This is a genomic window from Bacillus sp. RK1064 (assembly GCF_051488405.1).
Lineage (GTDB): Bacteria > Bacillota > Bacilli > Bacillales > Bacillaceae > Bacillus.
Map to the genome: position 1 here is coordinate 1,982,252 of NZ_JBPSCZ010000001.1, position 24,875 is coordinate 2,007,126.

Below are 24,875 nucleotides of genomic sequence, written 5' to 3' on the forward strand. Positions count from 1 at the left end.
CAGATAGACTTTGTAGCTGTGATAACTGATAAGATCAGCATGCACACATAGTTAAATACTGGAAGAAAAATACGCATGGCAAAGCTCCTTGAAACCATTTTATATCCCATCATTATTCAAGAATGTGTTATGTCTGTCAATCCTTACAAAAAACAGACTGAATGTATCAGTCTGTTTCAAATTGTTGACAAAGGGCTAAAATGATCTTCATTTTAGCCTTTTGTCTTCTTTTCAGCGTGATAGAAAACCTTTGCAGTCTAGGAAGGACGAGTACCGGAGCGGAGCGAATTTGACATTCGTGAGCACCGGCACGCAGGACTGACACCGAATGCGAGGGTTTGTCTACACGCTGAAACAGACTGAATGTATCAGTCTGTTTTTCTACCCAATCAACGCCATGATCCCTTGATACCCAAAATAGGCGCCGAAACCAAGTAAAGATAAGCCTGCAAGAACGGATAAGCCATGTAAGACACGTTCACTTAAATAGCGCCTAAACGAACTAGCAAGCAGCGCCATACTGAAATCCCAGATCAGCATGCCGATAAAAATAGCCATGCTGTACATCAGCATTTGAGATGCCCCATACTTTTCAATCGTATTAGCCAAAATACTGCCGTAGATGCCAAGCCAAAATAAAATACTGAGCGGATTGGAAAGAGAAATGAAAAACCCCGTCATGAACGACTGACCAACCGAAGTGTTTCCACCATCCTTTTTCGGGCTCTCCTGCAAATTGATTTTACGCAGACTTTCAATGCCCGTATAGGTCAGAACGAAAAAGCCGAACAGCCACAAAAAGGTTTTCACTAGAGGTGCAGTCAAAAGCTGGGCGACACCAAAATAGATGAGGAGCATATAGACAATATCCGCGGCCATCGCCCCCACACCAAAAATCCACGCGTGCCAAAATCCACTTTTAATCCCTCTGTCGATTTGGGCTGCATTGACTGGCCCAACAGGCGCTGAAAGTGACAACCCTAAAAAGATATAACCAAAAAACACCGCCACATAGACGTCCTCCTTTTGATGCTGACTTGTACATATTATTCAAACGTTCTGTGTTTTAGTACAAGTCCTTTGTCATCTTTTCAGGTGGACTCAAGGAGACATTGGATATTGCTTACCGATCGGCTTTCAGCGCCGATTGCTGCGACAGGACCGTATCCTTTTTCTTAGCACGATTCATTTGAATCGCAGCTGCAAACAGAAGAACAGCTAAGAAGGCGAAAACAAAGACGGCACTTGCTGCTCCTGCCCATTCAAGACTAAAGCCAATCAAGAAGGACAAGCAGGCTCCGCCTAAACTTGCGGCTGCAATAAAGTAACTCGTTGCCTCGTCGATGGCATTTTCAATCATTAATGCAGATGCAGTCAGTGCGATTGGGAACATGCCAGCTGCGCACAGGCCGATGAAAAAGATGAGAAGCAGCTGCGCGGCGATGTGGGTTGTCAGGGCAAATACAACGAGCAGCACAATCATGAGTGCTGCGCTTAGCTTTAAAAAACGCAGCGGATGCAGCTGATCAGCTTTTCTCGCAATGACAGTTCTGCCAATGACGATCGCTGTCCAAAAGGTAGAAACCGCAAAAAGACTCCAGTTGTCTCCCCCTTTATCCAGCATGATCGACGGCAAAAAGTTCGCAAAGTTCGTTTCAATCCCTGCGTAGAAAAAAGCAAAACAGATCATGAGCACCACAATCATTCGATTGTTTCGATCAACAAGTAAGGACGGTTTTCTCATCCCATTGGAATTGGAAGAAGAAGCCATCTGTCCACGAGGCAATTTGTTCATAAAGGCAAGCCAGAGCATAAGAAAGAAAGTCAGTGCACCGACTTGAAATAAAAACACATAGTGCCACGTCTGTTCAGTGACAGTGAGCAGAATCACAAGTGGAAATAATAGCGCTCCTAACCCAAAAAAGACCTCCATGATGCTGATTCGCTTCGCACTGTTTGCCATCGAAATCACATACGCTCCGGCTGTGGTCTCAAGACTGCCTGCACCGCTCCCAAGAAAAAAACCTGCCAGCACAAGTGTTGTCCAGCCCGGCACCAAAAGTCCAAGGAGAAGTGACCCGATCATCAGCAAAAGACCCATGGTCAGAACAGCGCCATAGCCTTTTTTCCTCACAAGAATGGGGGATAACAGAACACCTGTCAAAAAACCAATAAACTGAAAAAAGATTAAAGAAGATAATTCCCCGGGACCCTTATCGTAACTTGACAGTAAATAAGGAGTTAAGCTGCCAAAAAACACATGAATGGTCCCAATAAAAAAATAAAAGACACAGCCAAAATAAAATACTTTTTTCATCTTTTCACTTCCTCTAAAAAGGAGCGGAGTCATGACATCCTCCGCTCCACCTCTTTAATATGTCCGGGCAGACTTGACAGCCTCTTCCCTCTCGAAGCATGTATTGAGCGCAGCCTGTGCGCGATACCCATCTACAAAATCAGCCACTTTCATATGAGATGGATATGAATCTGTATTCACCCAGTGCATCAGCTGATCACGGAACGTATCAGACCATCCGTAAAATTCATTTGGCGGATCTGTCAGCAGGGTTTGCGGCATTTGATGACGCTCCACACACAATCCATCACTGATCTCATATTCGTTTTTCATGTTCGTATGGTATTTGAATACCTTGTCATGACCAACGACTTCTACACTAAATCCGCATTCCTCAGGCTGCGTGCTTTTGGATGTGACCAAGTGAAAGAACACTTGATTCTCCATCTGACCGAAAATTTCGGTATGATCATCCACCTGCACCTTTTTCTCTTCTTTTTCCTTTACATGTGTCAGCATCTTGGTATTAAGTGATTCTTTCTTCATGTCACTGCCAAATAAGTACCACAGCATATCAATTAAATGAATACCAAGATCCCCTAATGCACCGCTCGTGCGCAGACTCTCACCGCCGTCTCTCCATGAAAATGTCTTTCTTCTGAGGGCACTGTTTTTCTTAAAATGAGTCCTGACGGTCAAAATGCGGCCTAATTCACCATTGGCAATCAAGTTCTTCAAAATATTCACAAAGGATAAGTAACGATAGTTAAAGCCCATACTGGCTTGAACCTGGAACTGTTTGGCTGTCTCCACCATTTCCTTCGCTTCCTTCAGCGACACAGCCATCGGCTTTTCACATAAAATGGGCTGTCCTGCTCTTAGTGCCTGAAGGGCATGGTCTTTGTGACAAAAATTAGGGGAGGCAATGATCAACCCATCAGATGCATCTGCTAGTGTTTCAATACTTGAATACACACGTCCGCCGTACTGTTTAATGAATCCCTGTGCAACTGACTCGTGCAAATCATAGACACCGGATAACTCTGCACCTTTGATTGTTGATAATGCTCTTGCATGAGCTTTTGCAATATTCCCTGCTCCAACAATTCCAATTTTCTTCATGAATGTGCCTCCTCATGTTTATACATCACTGTTTTCAGTGTTTCATAGATTCCTTTTGCATACCCATGATGACAAATCTGATGATGGTGCCGCTTGGCTTCGACCGTCGCATTTTGGACGAGGAAACCATGCGTGACGGATTGAAGCATCCGCAAATCGTTCCCACTATCTCCAAAGGCAAAGCCTTGATCTTTCGACAGATCATATTGGTTCAGCATAAAGCGGACAATTTCATCCTTCCCTGTTCCGACTGGTAAAAAATCGACATCATAGCAATCCGCAGGGTCTCCTGCGAGCGGATTGCATTTGTTAATGTTGACCGCCACCCCGCGCTCTTTGGCAAGTGTTTGGATGAATGATAGATGATGAAGATCTGTCCGTTCATCCTGCTCCTGATAATAGAAATTCTTCTTATACCCTGAGCTGCCCAGCTGCGTTTGCGGTCTGAGATGAATTCCCTTTTCACGTACGGTTTCCAGGATGTCTTCAATTTTTTCATCTGAAAAGCCCTGCGCATCCAGCCGCTTCATCCACTCCGCATCTGGCTGTCCAAAACGAGCTTCCGATGTATACACAATTTCAGTTCCTAAGTTCGACGCAATGAAATGCGGGAATTGATGAAAACCGCCTTTTTCCATTTTACTTGTGACAGAATCGAGGCTGCTTCCCGTGACCCAGCCAAGCATGAGCTGTCCTGCTTCGCTCTTTTCTGCCACAAAGGCTTCCAGCCGCTTTACATCCTCTCTCTGCTCATCGGTCATTCCGTGAGAATAATAGGTTTCATCAAAGTCACAGAAGACGATCCACTTCGGATTTTCCGGCTGATTCAGCAGCTTTTTATTGAATGGAAGACTTGATAACATGATGAACCCCCTCGATGACCTTCTCCTGATCTTGCAGCGGCATGCCTGGATACAGCGGCAAGTGAAGTAATTGCTGTGCTGCTTTTTCCGTGTGTGGAAGTGTCGTTTGTTTATACTTTTGAGAAACAAGATTTGTTTGATGCTGATGCGATAGAATCGGGTAATAAACATCTGTTTCTATGCCCATTTCCAGCAATTTCGCTGCAAGCTCATCTCGTTCTCCCTTCAACACTCTAATCGGGAACAGATGCCAGACATGATCATCCGTCAGCTTCGGAAGCTTCAAGTATCCTTCATCCTCAAGCGTTTGCAGCTGGTCAATATATCGCTTTGCTAAGTAAAAGCGTTTAAAGTTTTGTAACCCTAAATACTTCATGCGTTCGAGTCCGATCGCTGCCTGCAAATTATCAATTTTAGAATTAAATCCATAGTCACTGCGTTTGACATTTTTCTTTCCTACTTCAAAGCCGTGATAACTGATCTCCATGCATTTTTCCGCTAAGGCTTCATCATTTGTGGCGATAGCCCCTGCCTTACCGCAGACGCCAAGGTTTTTGTATGGATTAAAGCTGAGAACAAGTCCATCTCCATATGCACCAAGGCCGCTGCTGCCGATCGCCTGACAGCCATCTTCAATGATTTTCAACCCATGCTGTTTCGCAATCGCCGAAATGGCCTTCATATCCGCTTGCTTTCCATATAAATGAACCGGAAGAATGCATGCCGTTTGATCTGTGATATGCTTCTCAATTTCACTCGGTGCCAAGCAGTAAGTATCTGGATCAATATCGGCATAGACCGGAACAGCCCCAATCGCAAGCACTGCATTTTCTGTTGCAGCAAAGCTATTCGCTGGCAAAATGACCTCGTCTCCCGGATGGACGCCTGCTGATATGAGGCTGATCATTAGGGCATCTGTTCCACTTGACGTGGCAATGACATATTTCTTCCCTAAGTACTCAGCGAGCTGCTTTTCAAACGCCGGAATATATGGCCCTGAAGTAAAACGGCCAGAACTCAATACTTCTTTCAACACCTGCATGATATCATCGATCTCATCCTCTGAAATCAGTTTATCAACTGGCAGAAATGGTATCTTTTTTTCCTTATTTTGTTTATAATGGAAGAGAATTTTTTCCAAGCCTGTGCGCCCTATATCTTGCTCAAGGAACGTCACCAGCTTTTCATTTGCTAGGTGCTTCTCAACTGAATCAGACTTTACTTGAACACCTTGATTGATCATATCCAGCAAAGGAAGATAATCCTTGCTTTTACCTGATATCTTCGTCAATATTTGCATTCCATTCCCTCCAATTAATCAATTCCATTTGTTAATATTTAACTTGTTTCACATTGTAAATGATGTTATCGATTTCAGAACAATAACTTTGTGTAAAGGATTTGTTAATATGTGTACAATTTATGAAATTGCCAAACGCTGCGGGGTTTCAACCACCACCGTTTCCAGAGTGCTGAATCATCATCCATATGTGTCAGAGGAAAAGCGTCAGCTCATTTTACAGGTGATGAAAGAAATGGAATATACACCGAGTTCAGCGGCTCGCACTCTTCGTTCACATCAGACAAAAACCATTGCTGTGTCTGTCCCGGCTGTGGACCATCCTTTTTTTGCACAATTGATTAAAGGCATATCAAAGGAAGTACTGGATCAAGGTTATAAAGCCATCGTGCTTCAGACGTTTTATCAGGAATCGTTAGAGCTTGAAGGGCTTCAATTATTAAAAAAAAGAGAAGTAGATGGGGTCATATTAGGGGCATTAGAAAATCCGTGGGAAAAGATCGAGCCATTTTTAACGAACGGCCCTATTGTCATGGCGAACGAATATCATCAAACAGCAGACATCCCGATTATTGGATACGATGAGCGGGAAGCCGCCTATAAAGCGGTTGACTACTTGATTCAGTCAGGGCGAAGATCGATTGGGTTTTGCTTTGATACTGAAAGCAGTGAAGCACAAAAACAAAGGAAACAGGGCTATCTTGATGCACTTTCTGCACACGGCTTGCCGCTGCATGACGATTGGCTTTTCGGGGAGGCCTTCACCATTGAAGACGGTTTTCGCTTAATGGATGTCATCCATGACATGAAGAATGCACCTGATGCCATTTTCACGGGTAATGATCAAGTCGCAGCAGGGCTCATTAAACAGGCCATTTCATACGGTTATCAAATCCCTAAGGATCTAGCGGTGATCGGCTATGACAATCAAGACATTTGCGAGGTGACAGCTCCAACAATCACCACAATTGACATCCCGATCGTAGAGCTTGGCCAGCGGTCTGTGCAGCAAATAATCGAGATCCTGCAAGACCAAAAACCATTACAGCGTGAACATATCCAGCTGCCTACCCGGCTTGTGACAAGGGAATCGACATAAACAAAAAAGACTGAGAGCTGTCTCAGTCTTTTTTGTTTACAAAGGGCTAAAATGATCTTTGTTTTAGCCCTTTGTCTTCCTTCTTTCAGCGTGATAGAAAACCTTTGCAGTCTAGGAAGGACGAGCACCGGAGCACAGACCGGACAAAGAATGCGAGGGTTTATCTACACGCTGCGACTGAGAGCTGTCTCAGTCTTTTTTTAAACCTATACAAATTGAGCAAGAATGAATGTCCATATACACACAATGCCGAGCAGGATGAAGCTGTACTTCACGGTCTTTTGGAAGAGCTCAGATTCTTTACCTGTTTCTCCAACAGCTGCTGTAGCTATGGCGATGGATTGTGGAGAAATTAATTTTGCCATGACCCCGCCAGTTGTATTTGCCCCGATTAACAAACCTGCCTGTGAGCCGATTTGAGAAGCAGTGACCGCTTGAAGGTTGCCGAATAAGGCGTTGTTACTCACGACAGATCCTGTAATAAACACCCCGATCCAGCCAAGCACCGGGCTGACAAGCGGGAACAAATCGCCTGTTTTGGCAAGTGCAAGCCCAATGGCTGAACTTAGTCCAGCGAAGTTCGCCAAGTTGGCAAAGCCCATGACAAAACAAATGGTAAGAACAGGTACCCAAAGCTCTTTCACTGATGCTTTTAAGCAGGCAGCTCCTTCTGTTAATGTAATATGTCTGCTAAACAAACCTGTCAGCATCACCGCAATCAGAATGGCAGTACCCGTTGCACTGATGACATCAATTTTAAAGATCGCATCAATAGGTGTTTCTGTTTGTGCAATTGGTGGTAATTTCACAATTTGCTGATGCAAAAAAGGCATTTTCACTAAAATGGTTGTCCAGTTGAGCGGGCCTCCTACAGCAAACAATGCTTTAAATGCTGGAAGACTCCATACCGTAATAATGGCGGTTAAAATATAGAACGGAGACCATGCTTTCAGCACTTCAATGCCGCGATACGTTTGTTTCTGTTCAATGGCTGGTGCTCCTTCTTCACGATAAATGTGTTTCGGCTGCCATTTTCGAAGAAATAAAGCCAAAATGCCCATACTTGCTAAAGCTGAAATAATATTGGCAAGCTCAGGACCCATTGTCACCATTGTGACAGCTTGTAAAATGGCATAGCTTCCACTTACAACAAGCAAGGCAGGGAGCGTTTCTTTAATCCCTTTGAATCCGTCCACAATGAGAATGAGGAGGAACGGAATACAGAATGAAATAAACGGTATCGTATACACAAGGGTTTGAGATAACGCAAGCGGAGTCATATTGCCCATTTGCGCCCCTGTAATGACTGGGATACCCACAGCACCAAATGCGCCAGACGCAGCATTGGCAATTAAGCAGAGCATCGCAGCTTTCAGCGGTTTAAACCCAAGCTCTGTTAAGAGAGCAGCACTGATCGCAATCGGTACACCAAACCCAGCGGCTCCCTCTAAAAATGCATTAAAACTAAAACCAATTAATAATAGCTGAAGACGTTGATCTTGAGAGATTCCTGCAATACTAGAACGAATGACATCGAATTTTCCAGATTTCACAGCAATTTTATAGAGCCATACCGCCATGATGACGATATATCCAATCGGCCACAGCCCATTAGATATACCGAGCAGCACAGCAGATAATGCCTTTTCAATTGGCATATGAAAGAAGAAAACAGCTGTTACAAAGCTGACGATTAAGGTAAAACAAGCGGCTAAAACACCTTTTAACTTAAATACAGTTAATGCAAGCAGGAAAAACAAAATTGGGAGCATTGCTACCAATGCACTCACGAACTCATTACCAAACGGATTATATATTTGCTGCCACATAGTGATTCATCCTTTTCTGCTCAGATAGGTTGCTTTTGATTAAAAATGAGGAGCCAAAATCTCTTTTAACACATTCACACTGTGTGCGAATTGTTCTTTTTCTGTATCATTAAGTGCAAGTTCCATCACTTCTGTTGCGCCATTTCGATTCACAAGGGCAGGTACACCAATGTAGACATCTTCTGCTCCATACTCTCCATCTAAGTAAGTGCTGACGGTCAAAATACTGTTTTCATTGTGCAGGATCGCTCTTGTAATGCGGGCCAAACTCATCGCTACGCCGTAGTAAGTGGCGCCTTTTTTCTCAATGATTTGGTAAGCGGCATGGCGGACATTTTCCATCATCTCATCTAAATCTTCTTGTTTGTATTGATCATTTCTCTTCATTAATTCTGTAATGGGTACACTTCCGATATTCGCATGACTCCACACAGCAAGCTCTGTATCCCCATGCTCTCCAATGATGTACGCATGCACATTGTGTGCCGCTGCTTCAAAGTACTCACTGAGCATGTATCTAAATCTTGCAGTATCAAGTGTGGTTCCACTGCCAATCACTCGCTCTTTTGGCAGGCCACTGAATTTCCAAGTGGCATATGTCAAAATATCAACAGGGTTCGTGGCGACTAAGAAAATACCATCGAATCCACTTTTCATCACATTGTCTACAATGCCTTTAAATATATTTAAATTTTTCTCAACAAGGTCAAGTCTCGTTTCACCTGGCTTTTGGTTCGCACCAGCACAGATACATACAATGTCTGCATCCTTACAATCCTCATAATCTCCATACCATGTATTCACAGGATGCGGAGCAAATGCTTTCCCGTGGTTTAAATCCATGACGTCACCCATTGCTTTATCTTGATTTAAATCGATGACAACCAATTCATCTGTGATCGCTTGATTTATTAATGTAAAGGCATAACTGCTGCCTACAAAACCTGCTCCAATAAGTGCTACTTTGTTTACTTTTTCGTTTGTCATTTATCTCATCCTCCTGAGTAAAACTAGGTTGTTTTCCTATGTGAAGTATTTCACATTCTTATTGTGCAACACTTCACAAACTTTTGCAAGGGGGTTGCTCAAAAAAAATATGTAGCGAATTTGTGAACACACTTATTGTGCTTTCAAAGCGCTGTCTCCATGCATATTTCCACAAGAAAAAAGCTGCCAAACAATTGTCAGCAGCTTTATACATGTTTAATAAGGTCCCCAGTTGATCATAACGCCGATACAAATAAAGACAAGGCCAATGACAAACCAAATGAGCGCAAGCGGCACCATAAAACGCAGCCACTTCACATAAGGAATACCACTTGCAGCAAGCACAGCCATCAACACACCTGACGTCGGATTGATACAGTTAACCACCCCTTCACCAAGCATCACTGCTTCTACAGCTACCTGTCTTGTGATGCCCATTAAATCAGCCAGTGGCGCAAGAATTGGAATAAAGACAACCGCTTCTCCTGATCCTGATGAAATCAAAAAGTGAAGAAGCGCACTCGCAATATACATCCCGATCGCACCAGCAATTGGACTAAATCCTGTCAGCATACTCGCCAAGCCATTGACCACTGTATCCAGCAGCTTACCGTTTTCTAAAATGACAGAAATGCAGCGTGCCATTCCGACAATGAGTGCGCCGTACACAAGGCTTTGACAGCCGACAATAAATGTTTTCGCAATATCATTGGCTGCTAATCCGCCAAGCAATCCAGCAGCAATGGCCATAAAAATGAACACACCTGCCATTTCCTTATCGGTCCAGCCAAGCTGAAGCGCGCCATATAAGAAGCCCCCAAGAGACAATCCGCACACCGCTAAAATCAGCTTATGTCTGCCGGTAAATGCAGGCTTGTCCACAGATTCCGCATCAGCTCCGCCAAGCCCCTTCGCAGGAAACCATTGATCACCAAGAAGGCTTCCCTTTTCTTTATTCTTCAGGCGTCTTGTATATAAATAGATGTACACAATACTAGATATAAGAAAGCAAAGATAAATAATGACACGCAGGCCAATGCCAGAAAAGATCGGCAGCTCTGCAATCGTCTGAGATAAACCTAGTGGAGATGGAGACAAAATGGTTGCGTTAAATCCAGCATAACAGCCGATGTAAATGACCGCTGCTCCTGCCACAGCGTCCCATTTTAAGGACCTTGCCACAATAATCCCGATTGGAATAAATCCTATAACAGAGTTCACGACAATGCCGGTCGTTCCAAGCACCGAAAATAATCCTCCAACAATACAAATAAACAATAATTGCTTCGTTTGAAACCTGCTGATGACATGGTGAATCATTCCGTTAATAGCACCTGTTTTCTCCAAAATGGCAATGGTTCCGCCAGTAAATAGAATGAGAAAAATAATAGAAGAGGACCCTACCATCCCCTCCTGAATGGCTGTAAAAAAGCCAACGGGACTCACGGGTGATTGATCAATGCGGTGAAAGCTGCCAGGAACAGCTGTTGTGATTTCCCCTGATGTCTTTCGATCAAATTCACCCGCTGGTACAAAATACGTTGCAATGGTACAAATGAGCGCAATGATAAATAAGAGAACATACGCATCCGGCATTTGAAGTTTTCGTTTTTGTTTCTCTGGTGCTGCTGATACTGCCGCTGTTTTCATGTGTCAAAACCCCTTTGTCCCGATCGGAATTTCACTTAATTTTCTGAATAATCAAATGATGTGTTATATTATAAACACTGATGATATTTAAGATCAATATTATTTCACTAAAAGAATGTTTTGGCAGATTTCCTGTCAGCAAGGAGGCTACTCATGACAACTTTGACAAACGAAATGCAACAGACCGTGACAGACATCTTTGAACACCTGCACGCCCACCCAGAAATCAGCTGGGAAGAAACGAATACGACGGCTTATCTTGAAGGCATATTAAAAAAAATGGGCTGCAAGACTCGAACATTTGACGACTGTACAGGAGTGATTGGTGAAATGGGAGAAGGCGCACCAGTGGTCGCTGTGAGAGCCGATATTGATGCACTTTGGCAGGAAGTAGATGGTGAGTTTCAAGCCAATCATTCATGTGGTCACGATGCACACATGACAATGGCTCTCGGCACCTTCATGGCATTAAAGGAAAAGGAGCTCCCGAACGGCACCATCCGCTTCATTTTTCAGCCTGCTGAGGAAAAAGGCGGCGGCGCGCTGAAAATGATTGAAAAAGGTGTGTTAGCAGACGTTGATTACTTATACGGAGTGCATGTGCGCCCAATTCAAGAAACATTAAACGGACGCTGTGCACCTGCCATTTTGCATGGATCGAGTAATCATTACATCGGCACAATTATTGGAGAGGAAGCCCACGGTGCACGCCCGCATCTTGGGGTCAACGTCATTGAAGTGGCTTCTACCCTCGTACAGAGACTCGCGCATATCCATGTCGACCCAAGAGTTGCACATTCTGTGAAAATGACCAACCTGAATGCTGGCGGAGGCAGTTCAAACATCATCCCTGGCAAAGCTTCTTTTACATTGGATGTCAGGGCACAAACAAATGTTGTGATGGATGAACTAGAAAAAGAAATTGAAAGAGCCGTACATGCTGTAGCGGATGCCTTTGGCGCTTCCATTACACTTTCAACCGATCACCGTCTGCCTGCCGCAACCTTAAATGAGGAAGCTGTCCAGATCATGTCTCATGCCATTGAACAGGTTTTAGGCAAAGAACAGCTCGATCCCCCGATCGTCACGACAGGCGGAGAGGATTTTCACTTTTATGCAGCAAAGGTTCCGCATATCAAATCCACGATGCTTGGTTTAGGCTGTGATCTAGAGCCCGGTCTACATCATCCTTATATGACATTCGACCGCTCTGCTATCTTTACCGGCATTGAGATTTTGACTGAAGCTGTTTATCAAACACTTCAGCAGCATTCATCATAAAATCAAAAAACCACCCGTTTTTTCTTTAAACGGGTGGTCTTCTTTATATTACGCATTCAAATCTGTCATGGCTGGGACATTGATTTCTTTTACACAGGATACCCTTGATAAATGAATCACACATCTCGCAAGCTCTACTATATCCTGTACAGGGATTCTCGTTTCATCATATAGAGCGATGGCTTTTTCGGCACCATCTTCATATGGAACCTCTGCCGCCAGCTCTCCTGGATTGATACAGGTAACAGATATTTTATCTTTTCTCACATGCTCTCTCAGTGCATTCACAATTCCGCGCAGGCCAAATTTAGATGCGACAAAAGAAACTTGCGGCAGGTTTGTATGATCGAGTCCCGCCGTTGAGCCAATCACGATGATTTTTCCATTCTCCGATTTCCTTACGTGCGGAAGCAGTGCTTGGATGTAAGTAATCGTAGAGATGACATTCACATTGATTAAATGAGCGATATCCTCTGGCTGATCGTGATCGAATGAATAATCATCTTCAAAGCCTCGTTTTTCCCATAAACCAATGTTATAGATGAGAACATCAATGGTTTGATTCTCCAATGCTTCGAGCATAAAAGGGATGTGGGTTTGGCTTGATAAATCAATTTTCAGCCAAATTCTATGTACACCGTCATCTATGTTCAAACTGCTCGGTTCACTTCGAGACACAATCCAAACTGTATCTCCACTTGAAGGAAGACCTTTTACAAAAGCATCCCCTAAGCCTTGACTCGCACCGAATATGATATAGTTTTTACTCATAGCTCCTCCTTCTACAGCTCATGAGCTTTCAGTCAGACTGCAGCTCATCTGTAAGCGTTTTATGCCTATATCATATAGGTTCTAAGATCTAACTGCCTCTTTTATGCCTGTCTTCACTTTCGGCTACTTGATTTCCTTTAATTCCACTGGTAACGCACGCTCTTCTATAAAGGATTGAATCATATCAATAAACAGTTCTTTCTTTTCAAACGTAAATGTATGTCCAATATCAGGAACGACGACACCTGCTGCCTTCGGATGTGATGTCGTTATTTTCTTTGCTGACCGTTTCATGATACCTTTTTCCTTTTCTCCCACTGTGACAAGAATCCGTGCCTTCGCTTGTTGAAACGTGTCTGGGAGCTTGTAATGGAGATTTTCTTGAAACATCGTCAGAAGGGTTTTCTTCTGCAAACTCTTCGAATCCGCCGCATAGTCATTCAGTACATCGTTTGGAAGCCCCATCTTTTCAGCTTGGAGCTGGATAAACCAATCTTTCTTTAATAATGGATACGTAAGAGGTAAAAGAGGTCTCACCATCAAGTAAAGCCACGGCAGCGGCATCACAAGAGCGCTGTTGATGACGGCTATGTCTACGATATCAGGCTCATTCGATAACACTTCAACGGCAACCTGTGCACCTAGAGAGAATCCAATGAGTATCACTTTACGGCCGTGCGCATGCTGCTTGAACCACGAGATGACTTCAAGAGCGCTTTCTCGCATGGAAAATGACTGTTCATTTGCTCTTGTCCCATGACCAATCAGATCAGGCGTATAGCATTCATACGCTTCCTTGAATGTTTCCATCTGCTCCTGCCACATCCAGCTGCTGACTCCTCCGCCATGCAGGAAAATCATGATTGGCTTATCCATCATCGACAACTCGTCCACCTTCCTTATATAAGAAAAAAGCAGCCGCTTTTTGAGCAGACTGCTTTTTCATATGCTCCCTTCTATTATAAGGGAACCTCATCACTATAGGCTATTTTTTCAAATCCTCAATCGAGTTGACGTTCTTCATATATGTCGGAACAACTAGCCCCATGCGAAGACCTTTCATACTTGTGCCTAGATCATCATATTTCCCTTTAAACTTCGCTGCATACGTTTTATGCGTATTTGGCAGCCAAGCAGATAATGAGGCATCCGCACTTCCAGTTGCAATTGCTGTCCACATTGGACCTGCTTCCACCTGAGTCAAGGTCACTTCAAATCCGAGCTCACGCAGTACTTCTGCAGCGACATTGGTACTTGCAATCTCACTATCCCACGCAACGTAGGCAAGATTAACTTTGTCACCATTCGACTTTTTCACGCCTTTTGTCCATTTCGCTACTTGGTCTTTATGTTTCTTCACATATTTAACGGCGGCATCCTTTGGATTGATACCATCTTGGATATCCATCATGACTTCGCCCATGTCATCTTGAGACCATTTAAATTGACTAAGCATTTTGGCTGCTTCCGGCTGATCTTTTGCAAAACCTTTACGTGAAATCGTATGAATCTCTTCCGCTTCACCGTAAGATTTCTTTGGATCCTCTAAATATTTTAAATCATAGCGAGTAAACATCCAGTGTGGATTCCAGCCAGTGATAATAATTGGCTTTTTACGGTCGTAAGATTTCTTGAGCGTTGCGGTCATAGCTGCACTTGATGCAGACACAACCGTCCAATCCTCTAAGCCGTAATCCTTTTTCGCTTGATCCGTTAGCGCCATAATCCCTGAACCCGGATCAATGCCGATAATGGTTTTATTCACCTGCTGTGCTGCACTCGCATTTGAATCTGACTTCACGCCACAAGCGGCTAGTAAAAAGACAAGCAGGGCGGTCATCCCAATGTAGAGAGACTTTTTCCACATTAAGCATTCCCCCTGGTTTTTTTCGTTTTAATGTTTTGTGTAATACGGTCGAGTGTAATCGCCACAATCACAATGGCAATACCTGCTTCAAAACCAATTCCTGTTTTCAGCTGCGTTACCGCACTATATACTTCTGAACCAAGTCCTGGCGCACCTACCATTGCCGCAATGACGACCATTGATAGAGCAAGCATGATACTTTGGTTAATACCAGCTAGGATGGTTTTTGTTGCAAGTGGAAGCTGAACTTTGAACAAACGCTGGAATGTCGTTGAACCAAATGCTTCTGTTGCTTCAATTAAATCAGCTGGTACTTGTTTAATACCGAGAATCGTCATACGAATCGTTGGCGGCATGGAGAAAATAACTGATGCTACAACCCCAGGCACAACGCCAATGTTAAAGAAGAAGATTGCTGGTAATAGATAAACGAATGCAGGCATTGTCTGCATTAAATCTAAAATAGGTGTTACAATCTTACGCACAGTTTCCTTCTGTGATGCCCAAATACCGATCGGAACCCCGATCACGATGGAAATGACCACAGCTGTCAAAACGAGCGCAAGTGTTTGTAGCATTGGATGCCAGTAGCCTAAATAGTCGATCAGCAAAAATCCAATAAGTGTGAAAAGAGCAACTCCTCTTGTACTGATCCACCAGGCAATGCCGGCAAAAATAAGGGTTAAAATAATGGATGGAATCACACCAAGTGCTGCCACAATTCCATTTACTGTGCCTGCTAATCCATTTGTGATGCCATCAAAGAAACCACCAAACGTTAATGTTAACCAGTCAACAAATCGATCAATGTAATCCGCGAACTGAATTCTAGGTAAATCACTCATACTAAACATCTTATTCTACCTCCTGTGCAGAAGGCTCTTGTGTTTTAATTTCCTCAAGTTTGTTAGAAGACATGTTGATATACTCATCATTACCTGATAACGCACCAATTAATGCACCTCTGACCACAATACCCTTCATTCTGTTTTTCTCATCGACAACGGCAATCGGAATGTTTGCTGCATCAGATACTGCGTCAAAGATTTCTGTCAAATACGTAGATTCCAATACTGTCGTGAATTCTTTATCGAGAACTGTTTCAAGCGACGCTCCCATTTCTGCCGCCTTTTTCGCTGCTTGTGCAGAAATAACACCTAATAAATGCTTTTTCTTATCTACTGCATAGATAGACGAAATCCCAAGGTTTTTCATGAGCGTGAGCGCAACACGTGCCCCTTTGTCGATCTGAATTGTTTCTGCACGTTTCATAATATGACCAGCGGTTAATACTTTAGAAAGGTCGACATCTTCAACGAAACGTTCAACATATTCATTCGATGGGTTCATCAGGATTTCTTCTGGTGTTCCGATTTGAACGATATTTCCGTCCTTCATGAGCACAATGCGGTCGCCAATCCGAAGCGCCTCATCTAAATCATGGGTAATGAAAATGATCGTTTTTCCTACAGATGTATGAAGCTCAAGCAATTCATCCTGCATATCTTTACGAATTAATGGATCGAGTGCGCTGAATGCTTCATCCATTAATAAAATGTCAGGGTCATTTGCTAATGCACGTGCCAATCCAACACGCTGCTGCATCCCGCCACTTAATTGGTTTGGGTACTGTTCTTCAAAGCCTTCAAGTCCAACAAGCTTTAAGGATTCAAGCGCTTTTGAGCGGCGTTCTTCTTTGTCTACACCTTGTAATTCAAGACCGTACTCTGTGTTCTCAAGAATCGTACGGTGGGGGAACAATGCGAAGTTTTGGAAGACCATGCTGATCTTTTTCCGTCTGACTTCACGCAATTGATCCTTTGACATATTTGTTATCATATCCCCATCAATAAATATTTCTCCGGAGGTTGGTTCGATTAACCTATTTAGCAGCCGCACAAGTGTGGACTTTCCGCTCCCTGATAGCCCCATGATGACAAATATCTCGCCGTCATACACATCAAAATTTGCTCGATTGACACCAACTGTTGCGCCGGTCTCTTTTAGGATCTCTCTTTTTGTTTTCCCTTTTCCAAGCATTTGAGATGCTTTTTTAGCATTTTTACCGAAAATTTTAGATACATTATTTATCTTGATTTTGATAGTTCTCTCTTCAGAATTCATATTTTCCCTCCAAATTAGCATCTTTATAACCGTAACATAAGCGTTATGATGCGAACAATCTTTAGAATTCGCTTATTTCCGCACAATATGTATGAATTCCATATAGAGGTCTGGTGATTAGAGTTTATACGCCGTATTACTCGTAAATCCTATAGAATGCTTCATAAACTACATATTTTACGGGGTATTTCCTCTCATCAGACAATATTTTACTCGAAATTCCTAATTATGCTAAAAAATAACTCGAATCCTCACCATAGCGGACTTTTCCAAACGTGGGTGAACCATTCCCCTGAACAGGATTTACCCGAAAATGGTCACATAAAAACCTTTTTTCTTCAAATTTTAATAAAATTGATGGAAAAACTGCCTGCAACTTTAGTTACAGACAGCTTATTTTTTAGGACTCTAGGGCAGCCCGCTTAATATTATCTTGCAATTCAAGCATACGTTTTGTTCCATCTTCGCGTAATCGTTTGTTTTCTTCTTCGATCTGTTTCGTCTCTTTCATCCCTTGTACAATCGTATTAAAGGAAGATTCGATCGTTTCAATGTCGATACTTGGACGTCCAGACAATTTGGCAATCTCCACACTTTGACTTGAGATGTTTTCAGCATTTCGTTTCAGCATTTCATTTGTTCTTCTATCCAGCTCACTCATGGAATCAGCCACAAGCTTTTGTCTCTTCGCTGTAACAGCTTGAATGATCCCATTTTTAAAAATTGGAATGGTGATGATGAACGCAGAGTTGATTTTACCGATTAATTTCGTATTCCCACGCTGCAGCAAACGAATTTGCGGTGCCGTTTGAAGAGCCACCATCCGTGCCATATCAAGGTCATATACACGCTCTTCCAATGCTTGAATGCCGTTACGAAGTGTATCAAGCTCCATTTGTGCCAGCTGGTTTCCACTAGCCGCTTTTTCTTCATAAGAAGGAACCAATTGCTTTAATTCTTCGATTTTCATTTGACCTGCAACAACATACTTTTCAAGCTCCATATAGTATTGAATGTTATGCTCATACATTTCTTCAAGCGTCACAGTCGATTTGGTCATTTCGTCTTTATATTTACTGATTTCTACATTAATTTTTTCAATCTCTGCACCGAGCGTTTGATATTTACTGAAAATCTTTTCAATCATGCTGCCGCCGCGTTTAAAGATTTTTGACAACAAACCACCCTTTGGCTCGTCAAAATCATTTTTATCAAAACGATCCATAATTTTTCCAAGCTGCGTCAGCATCGTTCCTGAGTCAGTGACACTTGTTGAACGCATCATCGAAAGAATACGATCAGAGAACTTAGAGATTTCAACGGCCGGCTGCTTTCCGTATTCAAGCAGCTCCAGCTGATTTTTCGCATCGATCTGTCTCGCAATATTTTGCACTTCTGGTTCATTTCGAAGCTGAACGCGGATATCGTCTGCCTTCTCAATGGAGATTTCCTCTTTATCAATTGAAATGATGTCATTTCCGTTTGTATTTGTCATAAGCTTTGATCTCCTTATCGATTTTTAATGGATTGAAATAACTTTCTGACGATGGATGGCTCTTTAAACTCCTGATTCATGACCATCTCATCAAGCCAATGGGTATCAAATAATTGGTCATCTATATACCGCTCGATACACTGGTATCCCGCCGGATGATACACGAAGAGATCCACCCCCATTTCGTTTAGGAAAATGAGGGCAGCCGCATCAGAACGAGTCAGCTCACCATTATATTCCGTATGGTATAAAATCACTTTCGGTACGGTTTGTGCATAATCAAAGGTTTGAATGAGTTCAATGAGCTCCTGACCGATATGCAGTATCTGTTTGAATAAATAAATACGGACATCTAATTCGGTCTCATTGCCTTCTTTTAATAGCTTTGGATGCTGACAGATTCGAGATATCGCCTCTGCTATCGCACGCTGCGCGCCCTCATATAGATGAGAAAACTGCCATACATTGCTTTTCATTAATAATTCAGGATCAATCTCTCCAGCAGAAGAAAGGGCATGCTGATAATGAAATTGATAATTCGAAGACACTTCTTTCGTAAAAGGAAAATGGCGAATGGTCTTCGTCTCTTTCCCTTCCATTAACGTATGGATACGATCCCAGTATTCACGCTTGTCTCGTGTGATCCCCATCATTTTCGCAAAGAGATTCGGAATCTGTATCGTGTCCCGATCTGCTTGAAAATTAGGGCGGATAAAGGAACGTTCCTTTGCAATTAAAAACAGCTCATCATACGTTGTCTTCAGCGTAATGGAATGAGGGGTATGATCTCTGAATTGCCACGGCTTATACAGCATTGAATCTTCCGTGTGGAGCACCTCTTCAAGCTCTCTTGTCGAGCGGTACGCCACCGTTGATTTCCTCTCAGGCTTTTCAGTAGGGAACGGTTCAAGCTTTGAATTTCCCGGATACTGATCAATAAAAGTCAGCTTTTCTTCTGGATCTAATTCGCGGAACGAATCCTCGCCCTCTGGATGAAATAGCACAACATCACAGCCAATCAGCATGACATAGTAAAGAAAATAAAGCTGACTTTTATTCGCCTCTCCATACCAAATGACAGCCGGCATTTTTTCTTCTATATTGACTTCCTTCAGCCATGGACCTAGATGATTATTTGAAAACTTCACTACATCCAGCAGAACCCGGCGGAAATCGGGATGCTGAAATCCACCCTCATGCATCTGTTTGAAATGCTCAAACACCTTGATCAATGAAAGGCGGATATGCCGGTTCATCACAGGATTTGGATGGCGTACAATCAGCTGTTCACCATCTAAAAAAGCCACAAAGCGATTCACGGATAATCCCTTTTCTTCTTGGTTAATCAAATGAATGCGTTGAAGCGCTTGAAAATGCTCCGGCTCAATATGACGATTGAGCGTTTCACTTAAAATATGAACGCCATCTGTTTCATATAATTCATGTAAATAAATAAAATAATCGGTTGCATCATGCGGAGTTCCAAGGACCCGGGCGGCGAGACGCGGCAAGGACAATGTATGCTCGTCCTTTACATAACCGTCTCTTTCAGGGAGCGGCTTTTTCAGCACGTTTTTCCAGGCTTCCTGCTCCGCCCGTGTATGGTTGACATCGATTTCTTTATAACTCACGCCGCTCCTTCCTTTCTTCTATATTTTCTCGAAAGCTACTACTATCATATCATTCACCCTTCTACTTCTGCTATCGAATCGAAGGCTTTTTTACGGTCGTCATCTGCTTCATGACACAAGCGGTGATTTCATCTGCTGCTGCCATGCCCGATGCTGCTGTCGGCTCAAGTAGTGGGTCAAAGTCGAGCACTTCTCCATGCCTTGGGGCAAAGCCCATATCCGCCTGACGAATAAGACCTGCATCTAAAAGGGAATCGCCTGCACCATATACATATTCAAGCTCCAGCCGTTCCTTTAAAAAAGCAACAGCATCCCACTTATTCAGCGGCTCCGGAATAAAATAAAGCTTCCGTCCTTGAAGAGAAACCTGCCAGCCTCTTTCCTCGCCCCACAGCTTCAATTCAGCAAGTGGAATGCGAGATAAGTACTCATCTTTCATTATCAAATAAAGAAATCTTCCCTCTGCTGTCCGGGTACGCTTCACCCATGCCGCAACTGGAAGGTCGGAGATGGCTCTCAGCATCTCTCTGACTGACATACACGCTTTGAGCCTCTCATCAACGATAGCCTGCCAATCCTCAAGCGGCTTGCCGTGATGAAGGATACAGCCTCCATTTGTCGTGACGGCATACTCCGGTTGGAGCTCTTGCTGAAAGAAGGTGATCCGTTCATACTGAGCAGTCGTTCTTGTCGTCACTGGAATGAACCAGCCCAGTTGATGGATTGTCTGCAAGGATTTTTTCGTTTCAACCGACATATAGGAAAGCGGCCGTTCATCCAGCACCTCAACTAAATCATAATCTCCTTCATACTCATACTGATCCAGCACTCGATGTGAGTAAATCAGTGTCCGGTCTAAATCACTGGCAAACGCACTTGTCTTCATGACGTCTGCTCCAGCGGACGAATGAGCCCACAGCACGTATAGGACATATTGGCATATTCAATGACAGGAACGCCTCTGTCCTCTGCCAAAAGCAAAATATGCTTCAGCTTCTCCTGAGACCCAGGCTGAATCAGGATTTTCCAAGGGATTCTTCTAAGCAGCACACGGGTCGTCTCACCAACACCCGGCTTAATCAAATGGGTATTTTTAATTTGAAACTCCTGACCGATCGCTTCAATGGACGCCATCCCCCGCCAGTCCGCAGGCATTCCCTGTGTGAGGATGGTCTCTGCTTTCTCACGTACATTTGGTTCGAGGCTAGAAAATGCTTCTTCAATTGTATCCACATACAGATTGGACACATCCTCATCAAGCAGCTCTTCATAATACTTCGCCCCATGGAAATCATCGGCACTGATCCAGCGGTTGTTTAGTACCGTTCGACTGACAAGTCCAGATACCGTCGAATTCAAGCAAGCACTTGGAATGAGAAAGTCCTCTCTCGTTCCGTAGACATTTGTACAATAGCCAGGGTCAGCTAGTACAGCCAGTTCACTAGAAAGACGAATATCATACTTTCTTTCAAAATCAATCACAGCTTTTTGGAGCTCTCTCGAAATCGCACCTTTTCCGGTCCATCCATCAATAAAGGCAACCTCAAAGCCCGGATGTTCTTTGAGCATATAATGCAGCGCATTCTCATCTATTCCTCGGTCACGAATAATAGAGATGCTGTAATGAGGCAGTTCAAGACCATATGTCTTTCGAATATATCGTTTGATGAGCACCCCGATCGGCGTTCCCGCCCTAGCCAAACTGCAAAGAACCGTTTGGAAGCCTCGCTTTTTCACAATCTGTTCTGCTACCACAGCTACGGCTTCTGCTACCTTTTCCTTACTTTCTTTCAGAGATTGATAGAATAAATCCATATAAGATTCCGTTGGTTTATACTCAATCGGCAGCATTTCTGAATAATGCGCACCGCTCTGAATCGAACGCTCCCGCTCTTCTGTACTTTTCTCCATCTCAATGGATGATAAATCTTTGAGTAAGAAGGTTACATCCTGCTCTGGATAGCTTCCCATCTTTGTATACACATTAGCCATTCACCTTCACCTCGTCTGATAAAGTCACAATATGCACATGCTTCACATGCCGCTCGGCAAATAAGTGAACAAGCGGACGCAATGCCTCCTGAGAGACCTTTTTCTCAAAAAAGAGAAATACATCATCGTATTGATCTTTTGGTATGTTGTACACGTAGTGCTGAATTCGGGCATCCTCTGGACTCACAAAGGTAAACCCATTTTGAACAGCGTATCCATCCTTTTCAACAGGGTGAATTGGGCTTCTCGTCGTTGAATGAAAGAGAACGCCTTCTCCCATATGTGCAGCCAGTCTCATCGGCACATACATCAGCTCACCTGTTCCTAAACAAAGTGTCTGCTTTCCTTTGCGTTCCTTTTTCAGTTTCAGCCCAGCCTCTGCAGCTGCTTGGTCGATGGCTGCCGTATCTGCTGCGTTTAAACCAAAACGGCCCGTTTCATGTATATATGGCGAATGACCTGCCGAATTTGCTGCATGAGAAAGTGCATACGGCTCGTGCTTAAAGAAAGATTGAAGAGAGTGAACAGAGAGACTTGGCAGATCCTTTTGCTCAGCAATCTCATACGAATAAGCTGGCTCATCCAGCGTTTTTCCCCGAAAGACCATTTGCCCTTTTAATAAAGACAATGATGTGATGTGAATACCAAGCTCCTCTTCAAGCTCACACATGGCTTTCTCGTGCTCCTCTGTCCGCCAGTCCAAAATAGAAAGAATCGTGTAAGAATGCCGCGGATGCTTTGCATGAAGGTCCCGAATGATATTGATATTCGTACGGCCTGTCGTAACTTCATCATCTACTAGCACGATGGGACGGTCTGTGCGAAGTAATACTTCGTCTGCATAACAAAGCTGATCCGTTGCATGCGAATGCTCTTCTTCAAATACCAATGAAGGATCAAGATCCAGCAGCTGTTCACGTGTCGTATGGATGTAAGATGCTCCTTCTATTACGTCATACACACCATGACCCAGTGCTGTTGCTGTTTCTGCAAAGCCGATCACGATCGGCTGTTTTCCTGATGAAAGCTTCTCTTTTTTGAGTGCTTCGTAGGCTTTAGTTAATGCCGTGTGGTCATCCGTCTTGAGTGCTTCTACTAAAAGGTCTTGATGCGGAGACGTCTTGCCTGTTTGCTCTTGTGCATACGCCATGGCTAAAAGACCCGAGACAAGAAGCGGTTTTACTGGATGAACAGGAATATGCTTACCGAGCACCTTACTAACGAATAAAAAGGCTCTTTTTTTGTTCACTCTTGCTGCCATGTCAAAAAGATGCTCTTTTTCCAGCTGAAGCGCACCTTCTTTAAGATCAAGCTCAACTTCCATATGTTCCAAGATGCTCAGCGTATGCGGCTTCTGCTTCTGTGAGTATGTCGATATAGCTTCTATTTTCATGAAACACCCCGTAAATATCTGACTTAATTAAAATGTGCTCTGCCCACCGGTAATGCGGCTTCGTTTCATTCATTTTATTAGAGAAGGTACTCTTCATTACGCCAACTGTGCCGTCTGCATGTTCAAGAATGCTTAATGCATCCATATACTCTTCCTTCGTCACAACATACATGCTTTGCACCGGCTTAAGATGTGTTGGATGAATGACCGTCTTTCCATGAATGCCGTTAGCCACATCGAGTTTTGTCTCCTTGAGTAAACCTTGTACGTCATCAAATTCAGATAAAGACGGTTCACCGCTCCTATGAGAAAGCGCACGGATGAATGGCTTTTGTTCCTTTCGAGCAGGGCCAAAATGCTCCCACACAGCCCCAGATATTACAAAGGAACGCCCAAAATAATTGATGATATCTGTGATTAAATCTGCAATCAATTTGATCTCATAGATGGTCGTGTCACGATCACGGCGAATACCGTACAAACCACAAAGATCCGTTGCCCCAATGCGAATATTCAAAATATATTCCTCGTCATTCAGCAAGATCTGCTTTAACTCAGACAACACCGTATCTCTTGTTTCTTTTTCTAATAAATCGGGTGTTTCCAAAATGGGCATCCCATAAAGTGTTGTCCGCGTTTGGGACGATGCCTGTTTCAGACTGTCCAAATAATCCTTCGCATTATGAACTGAACACTTCGGGAACACAAAACCGGTAAGTAATTGAAGAGAGGAACCGAGCAAGTCTGCCATTTTAAGCAGCTGTTTCGGCGAACGAACTCGAATAAATAAAAGAGGCAAATGTTCAGCCGTTTCAGGAGCATGCGTTACTTTCTCTTTGAGACTGGCCAATTGTGTCACTAGATTCTGTTCGGCCATGTCCACTTCTTGATCACCGATGGCATCCTCCAAGCAAAATACAACAGAGCAAAGCGCTTCATATTTCTGTGACAGCAGCATATCTGCTATATCTTGTCTTGTCGCAGGCATATACAAAGTAGCACCTAATGCATGCGCAAGTACATGCCTCGGTGTCAGTGAATGCATCGCCCCTGGCCGCTTGAAAAAAAGATCGTGCTGCCTCGCCTCTGATAAAAATCGAAAATACCGCATGCTGTGCCACCTCCTGTTGTTTAGAGAAAATAAATGACCTGATGATTCAAAAAAGGATGGAGCC

Annotated in this window: 21 protein-coding genes; 2 read left to right on the plus strand and 19 right to left on the minus strand. The window is 43.5% G+C overall.

What is annotated here, in order from left to right; genetic code table 11:
* Positions 1-381 precede the first annotated feature (381 nt).
* The 5 genes from ACSSTM_RS10090 to ACSSTM_RS10110 form a co-directional block, all read right to left on the minus strand.
* Complete coding sequence (locus ACSSTM_RS10090; RefSeq protein ID WP_034664197.1) at positions 382-1,011, minus strand: LysE family translocator; 630 nt, start codon at positions 1,009-1,011, stop codon at positions 382-384.
* Positions 1,012-1,123: 112 nt separating this feature from the next.
* Positions 1,124-2,317 (minus strand): MFS transporter, encoded by a 1,194-nt coding sequence (locus tag ACSSTM_RS10095; RefSeq protein ID WP_034664199.1) that lies wholly within the window; start codon positions 2,315-2,317, stop codon positions 1,124-1,126.
* Positions 2,318-2,371: 54 nt separating this feature from the next.
* Positions 2,372-3,418 carry a Gfo/Idh/MocA family protein gene (locus ACSSTM_RS10100; protein ID WP_034664201.1) on the minus strand — a complete coding sequence of 349 codons (1,047 nt, stop codon included), beginning with the start codon at positions 3,416-3,418 and terminating at the stop codon, positions 2,372-2,374.
* Entirely contained in the window at positions 3,415-4,281 is an 867-nt protein-coding gene (locus tag ACSSTM_RS10105) for an HAD-IIB family hydrolase (RefSeq protein WP_034664203.1), read from the minus strand. Before ACSSTM_RS10105 ends, ACSSTM_RS10100 begins: the two co-directional genes overlap by 4 nt.
* Positions 4,256-5,581 (minus strand): DegT/DnrJ/EryC1/StrS family aminotransferase, encoded by a 1,326-nt coding sequence (locus ACSSTM_RS10110; protein ID WP_106038501.1) that lies wholly within the window; start codon positions 5,579-5,581, stop codon positions 4,256-4,258. The genes ACSSTM_RS10105 and ACSSTM_RS10110 overlap by 26 nt, the downstream gene beginning before the upstream one ends.
* 109 nt (positions 5,582-5,690) lie before the next feature.
* On the opposite strand from ACSSTM_RS10110, the gene ACSSTM_RS10115 reads away from it, so the two are divergent.
* Entirely contained in the window at positions 5,691-6,680 is a 990-nt protein-coding gene (locus ACSSTM_RS10115) for a LacI family DNA-binding transcriptional regulator (protein ID WP_034664207.1), read from the plus strand.
* 206 nt (positions 6,681-6,886) lie between these two features.
* Here ACSSTM_RS10115 and ACSSTM_RS10120 read toward each other — a convergent pair whose 3' ends face one another.
* The 3 genes from ACSSTM_RS10120 to ACSSTM_RS10130 form a co-directional block, all read right to left on the minus strand.
* Entirely contained in the window at positions 6,887-8,509 is a 1,623-nt protein-coding gene (locus tag ACSSTM_RS10120) for an L-lactate permease (RefSeq protein WP_034664209.1), read from the minus strand.
* A gap of 39 nt (positions 8,510-8,548) precedes the next feature.
* A complete protein-coding gene (locus ACSSTM_RS10125; RefSeq protein WP_060595484.1) occupies positions 8,549-9,496 on the minus strand; it encodes an L-lactate dehydrogenase in 948 nt (315 codons plus the stop codon).
* A gap of 216 nt (positions 9,497-9,712) precedes the next feature.
* Positions 9,713-11,146, minus strand: a complete 1,434-nt coding sequence (locus tag ACSSTM_RS10130) for a YfcC family protein (RefSeq protein ID WP_420735114.1) — start codon at positions 11,144-11,146, stop codon at positions 9,713-9,715.
* 153 nt (positions 11,147-11,299) lie between these two features.
* On the opposite strand from ACSSTM_RS10130, the gene ACSSTM_RS10135 reads away from it, so the two are divergent.
* On the plus strand, positions 11,300-12,427 hold the full coding sequence (locus tag ACSSTM_RS10135; protein WP_034664215.1) for a M20 peptidase aminoacylase family protein: 1,128 nt from the start codon (positions 11,300-11,302) through the stop codon (positions 12,425-12,427).
* A 48-nt stretch (positions 12,428-12,475) separates the two neighbouring features.
* On the opposite strand, the gene ACSSTM_RS10140 is transcribed toward ACSSTM_RS10135, so the two are convergent.
* From ACSSTM_RS10140 to ACSSTM_RS10190, 11 genes are all read right to left on the minus strand, one after another.
* A complete protein-coding gene (locus tag ACSSTM_RS10140; RefSeq protein ID WP_034664217.1) occupies positions 12,476-13,198 on the minus strand; it encodes an SDR family NAD(P)-dependent oxidoreductase in 723 nt (240 codons plus the stop codon).
* A gap of 123 nt (positions 13,199-13,321) precedes the next feature.
* Positions 13,322-14,077 (minus strand): alpha/beta fold hydrolase, encoded by a 756-nt coding sequence (locus ACSSTM_RS10145; protein WP_226509333.1) that lies wholly within the window; start codon positions 14,075-14,077, stop codon positions 13,322-13,324.
* Positions 14,078-14,183: 106 nt separating this feature from the next.
* Positions 14,184-15,065 (minus strand): glycine betaine ABC transporter substrate-binding protein, encoded by an 882-nt coding sequence (locus ACSSTM_RS10150; RefSeq protein ID WP_034664219.1) that lies wholly within the window; start codon positions 15,063-15,065, stop codon positions 14,184-14,186.
* A complete protein-coding gene (gene opuAB / locus ACSSTM_RS10155; RefSeq protein ID WP_034664471.1) occupies positions 15,065-15,910 on the minus strand; it encodes a glycine/proline betaine ABC transporter permease subunit OpuAB in 846 nt (281 codons plus the stop codon). The genes ACSSTM_RS10150 and opuAB overlap by 1 nt, the downstream gene beginning before the upstream one ends.
* A 10-nt stretch (positions 15,911-15,920) precedes the next feature.
* A complete protein-coding gene (gene opuAA, locus ACSSTM_RS10160) occupies positions 15,921-17,189 on the minus strand; it encodes a glycine/proline betaine ABC transporter ATP-binding protein OpuAA (RefSeq protein WP_034664221.1) in 1,269 nt (422 codons plus the stop codon).
* A 400-nt stretch (positions 17,190-17,589) separates the two neighbouring features.
* Positions 17,590-18,684 carry a toxic anion resistance protein gene (locus ACSSTM_RS10165; protein ID WP_003217200.1) on the minus strand — a complete coding sequence of 365 codons (1,095 nt, stop codon included), beginning with the start codon at positions 18,682-18,684 and terminating at the stop codon, positions 17,590-17,592.
* Positions 18,685-18,698: 14 nt separating this feature from the next.
* On the minus strand, positions 18,699-20,315 hold the full coding sequence (locus tag ACSSTM_RS10170; protein WP_095285936.1) for a YceG family protein: 1,617 nt from the start codon (positions 20,313-20,315) through the stop codon (positions 18,699-18,701).
* Positions 20,316-20,385: 70 nt separating this feature from the next.
* A complete protein-coding gene (locus tag ACSSTM_RS10175) occupies positions 20,386-21,201 on the minus strand; it encodes an HAD family hydrolase (protein ID WP_095285935.1) in 816 nt (271 codons plus the stop codon).
* Positions 21,198-22,307 (minus strand): cysteine protease StiP family protein, encoded by a 1,110-nt coding sequence (locus ACSSTM_RS10180; protein WP_034664228.1) that lies wholly within the window; start codon positions 22,305-22,307, stop codon positions 21,198-21,200. Before ACSSTM_RS10180 ends, ACSSTM_RS10175 begins: the two co-directional genes overlap by 4 nt.
* Complete coding sequence (locus ACSSTM_RS10185; protein WP_420735139.1) at positions 22,300-23,631, minus strand: phosphoribosyltransferase family protein; 1,332 nt, start codon at positions 23,629-23,631, stop codon at positions 22,300-22,302. The genes ACSSTM_RS10180 and ACSSTM_RS10185 overlap by 8 nt, the downstream gene beginning before the upstream one ends.
* Positions 23,621-24,811: an HpcH/HpaI aldolase/citrate lyase family protein gene (locus tag ACSSTM_RS10190; protein WP_420735115.1), complete on the minus strand. Its 1,191-nt coding sequence runs from the start codon at positions 24,809-24,811 to the stop codon at positions 23,621-23,623. The genes ACSSTM_RS10185 and ACSSTM_RS10190 overlap by 11 nt, the downstream gene beginning before the upstream one ends.
* Positions 24,812-24,875: the final 64 nt, after the last annotated feature.

Excerpts from the sequence above, each read along its gene's own strand:
- ACSSTM_RS10190 (WP_420735115.1), bottom strand. The coding sequence starts at position 24,811 with ATGCGGTATTTTCGATTTTTATCAGAGGCGAGGCAGCACGATCTTTTT.
- opuAB (WP_034664471.1), bottom strand. The coding sequence starts at position 15,910 with ATGAGTGATTTACCTAGAATTCAGTTCGCGGATTACATTGATCGATTT.
- ACSSTM_RS10105 (WP_034664203.1), bottom strand. The coding sequence starts at position 4,281 with ATGTTATCAAGTCTTCCATTCAATAAAAAGCTGCTGAATCAGCCGGAA.
- ACSSTM_RS10125 (WP_060595484.1), bottom strand. The coding sequence starts at position 9,496 with ATGACAAACGAAAAAGTAAACAAAGTAGCACTTATTGGAGCAGGTTTT.
- ACSSTM_RS10095 (WP_034664199.1), bottom strand. The coding sequence starts at position 2,317 with ATGAAAAAAGTATTTTATTTTGGCTGTGTCTTTTATTTTTTTATTGGG.
- ACSSTM_RS10140 (WP_034664217.1), bottom strand. The coding sequence starts at position 13,198 with ATGAGTAAAAACTATATCATATTCGGTGCGAGTCAAGGCTTAGGGGAT.
- ACSSTM_RS10100 (WP_034664201.1), bottom strand. The coding sequence starts at position 3,418 with ATGAAGAAAATTGGAATTGTTGGAGCAGGGAATATTGCAAAAGCTCAT.
- ACSSTM_RS10150 (WP_034664219.1), bottom strand. The coding sequence starts at position 15,065 with ATGTGGAAAAAGTCTCTCTACATTGGGATGACCGCCCTGCTTGTCTTT.
- ACSSTM_RS10135 (WP_034664215.1), top strand. The coding sequence starts at position 11,300 with ATGACAACTTTGACAAACGAAATGCAACAGACCGTGACAGACATCTTT.
- ACSSTM_RS10180 (WP_034664228.1), bottom strand. The coding sequence starts at position 22,307 with ATGGCTAATGTGTATACAAAGATGGGAAGCTATCCAGAGCAGGATGTA.
- ACSSTM_RS10115 (WP_034664207.1), top strand. The coding sequence starts at position 5,691 with ATGTGTACAATTTATGAAATTGCCAAACGCTGCGGGGTTTCAACCACC.
- ACSSTM_RS10130 (WP_420735114.1), bottom strand. The coding sequence starts at position 11,146 with ATGAAAACAGCGGCAGTATCAGCAGCACCAGAGAAACAAAAACGAAAA.
- ACSSTM_RS10120 (WP_034664209.1), bottom strand. The coding sequence starts at position 8,509 with ATGTGGCAGCAAATATATAATCCGTTTGGTAATGAGTTCGTGAGTGCA.
- ACSSTM_RS10175 (WP_095285935.1), bottom strand. The coding sequence starts at position 21,201 with ATGAAGACAAGTGCGTTTGCCAGTGATTTAGACCGGACACTGATTTAC.
- ACSSTM_RS10165 (WP_003217200.1), bottom strand. The coding sequence starts at position 18,684 with ATGACAAATACAAACGGAAATGACATCATTTCAATTGATAAAGAGGAA.
- ACSSTM_RS10185 (WP_420735139.1), bottom strand. The coding sequence starts at position 23,631 with ATGGAAGTTGAGCTTGATCTTAAAGAAGGTGCGCTTCAGCTGGAAAAA.
- ACSSTM_RS10110 (WP_106038501.1), bottom strand. The coding sequence starts at position 5,581 with ATGCAAATATTGACGAAGATATCAGGTAAAAGCAAGGATTATCTTCCT.
- opuAA (WP_034664221.1), bottom strand. The coding sequence starts at position 17,189 with ATGAATTCTGAAGAGAGAACTATCAAAATCAAGATAAATAATGTATCT.
- ACSSTM_RS10145 (WP_226509333.1), bottom strand. The coding sequence starts at position 14,077 with ATGATGGATAAGCCAATCATGATTTTCCTGCATGGCGGAGGAGTCAGC.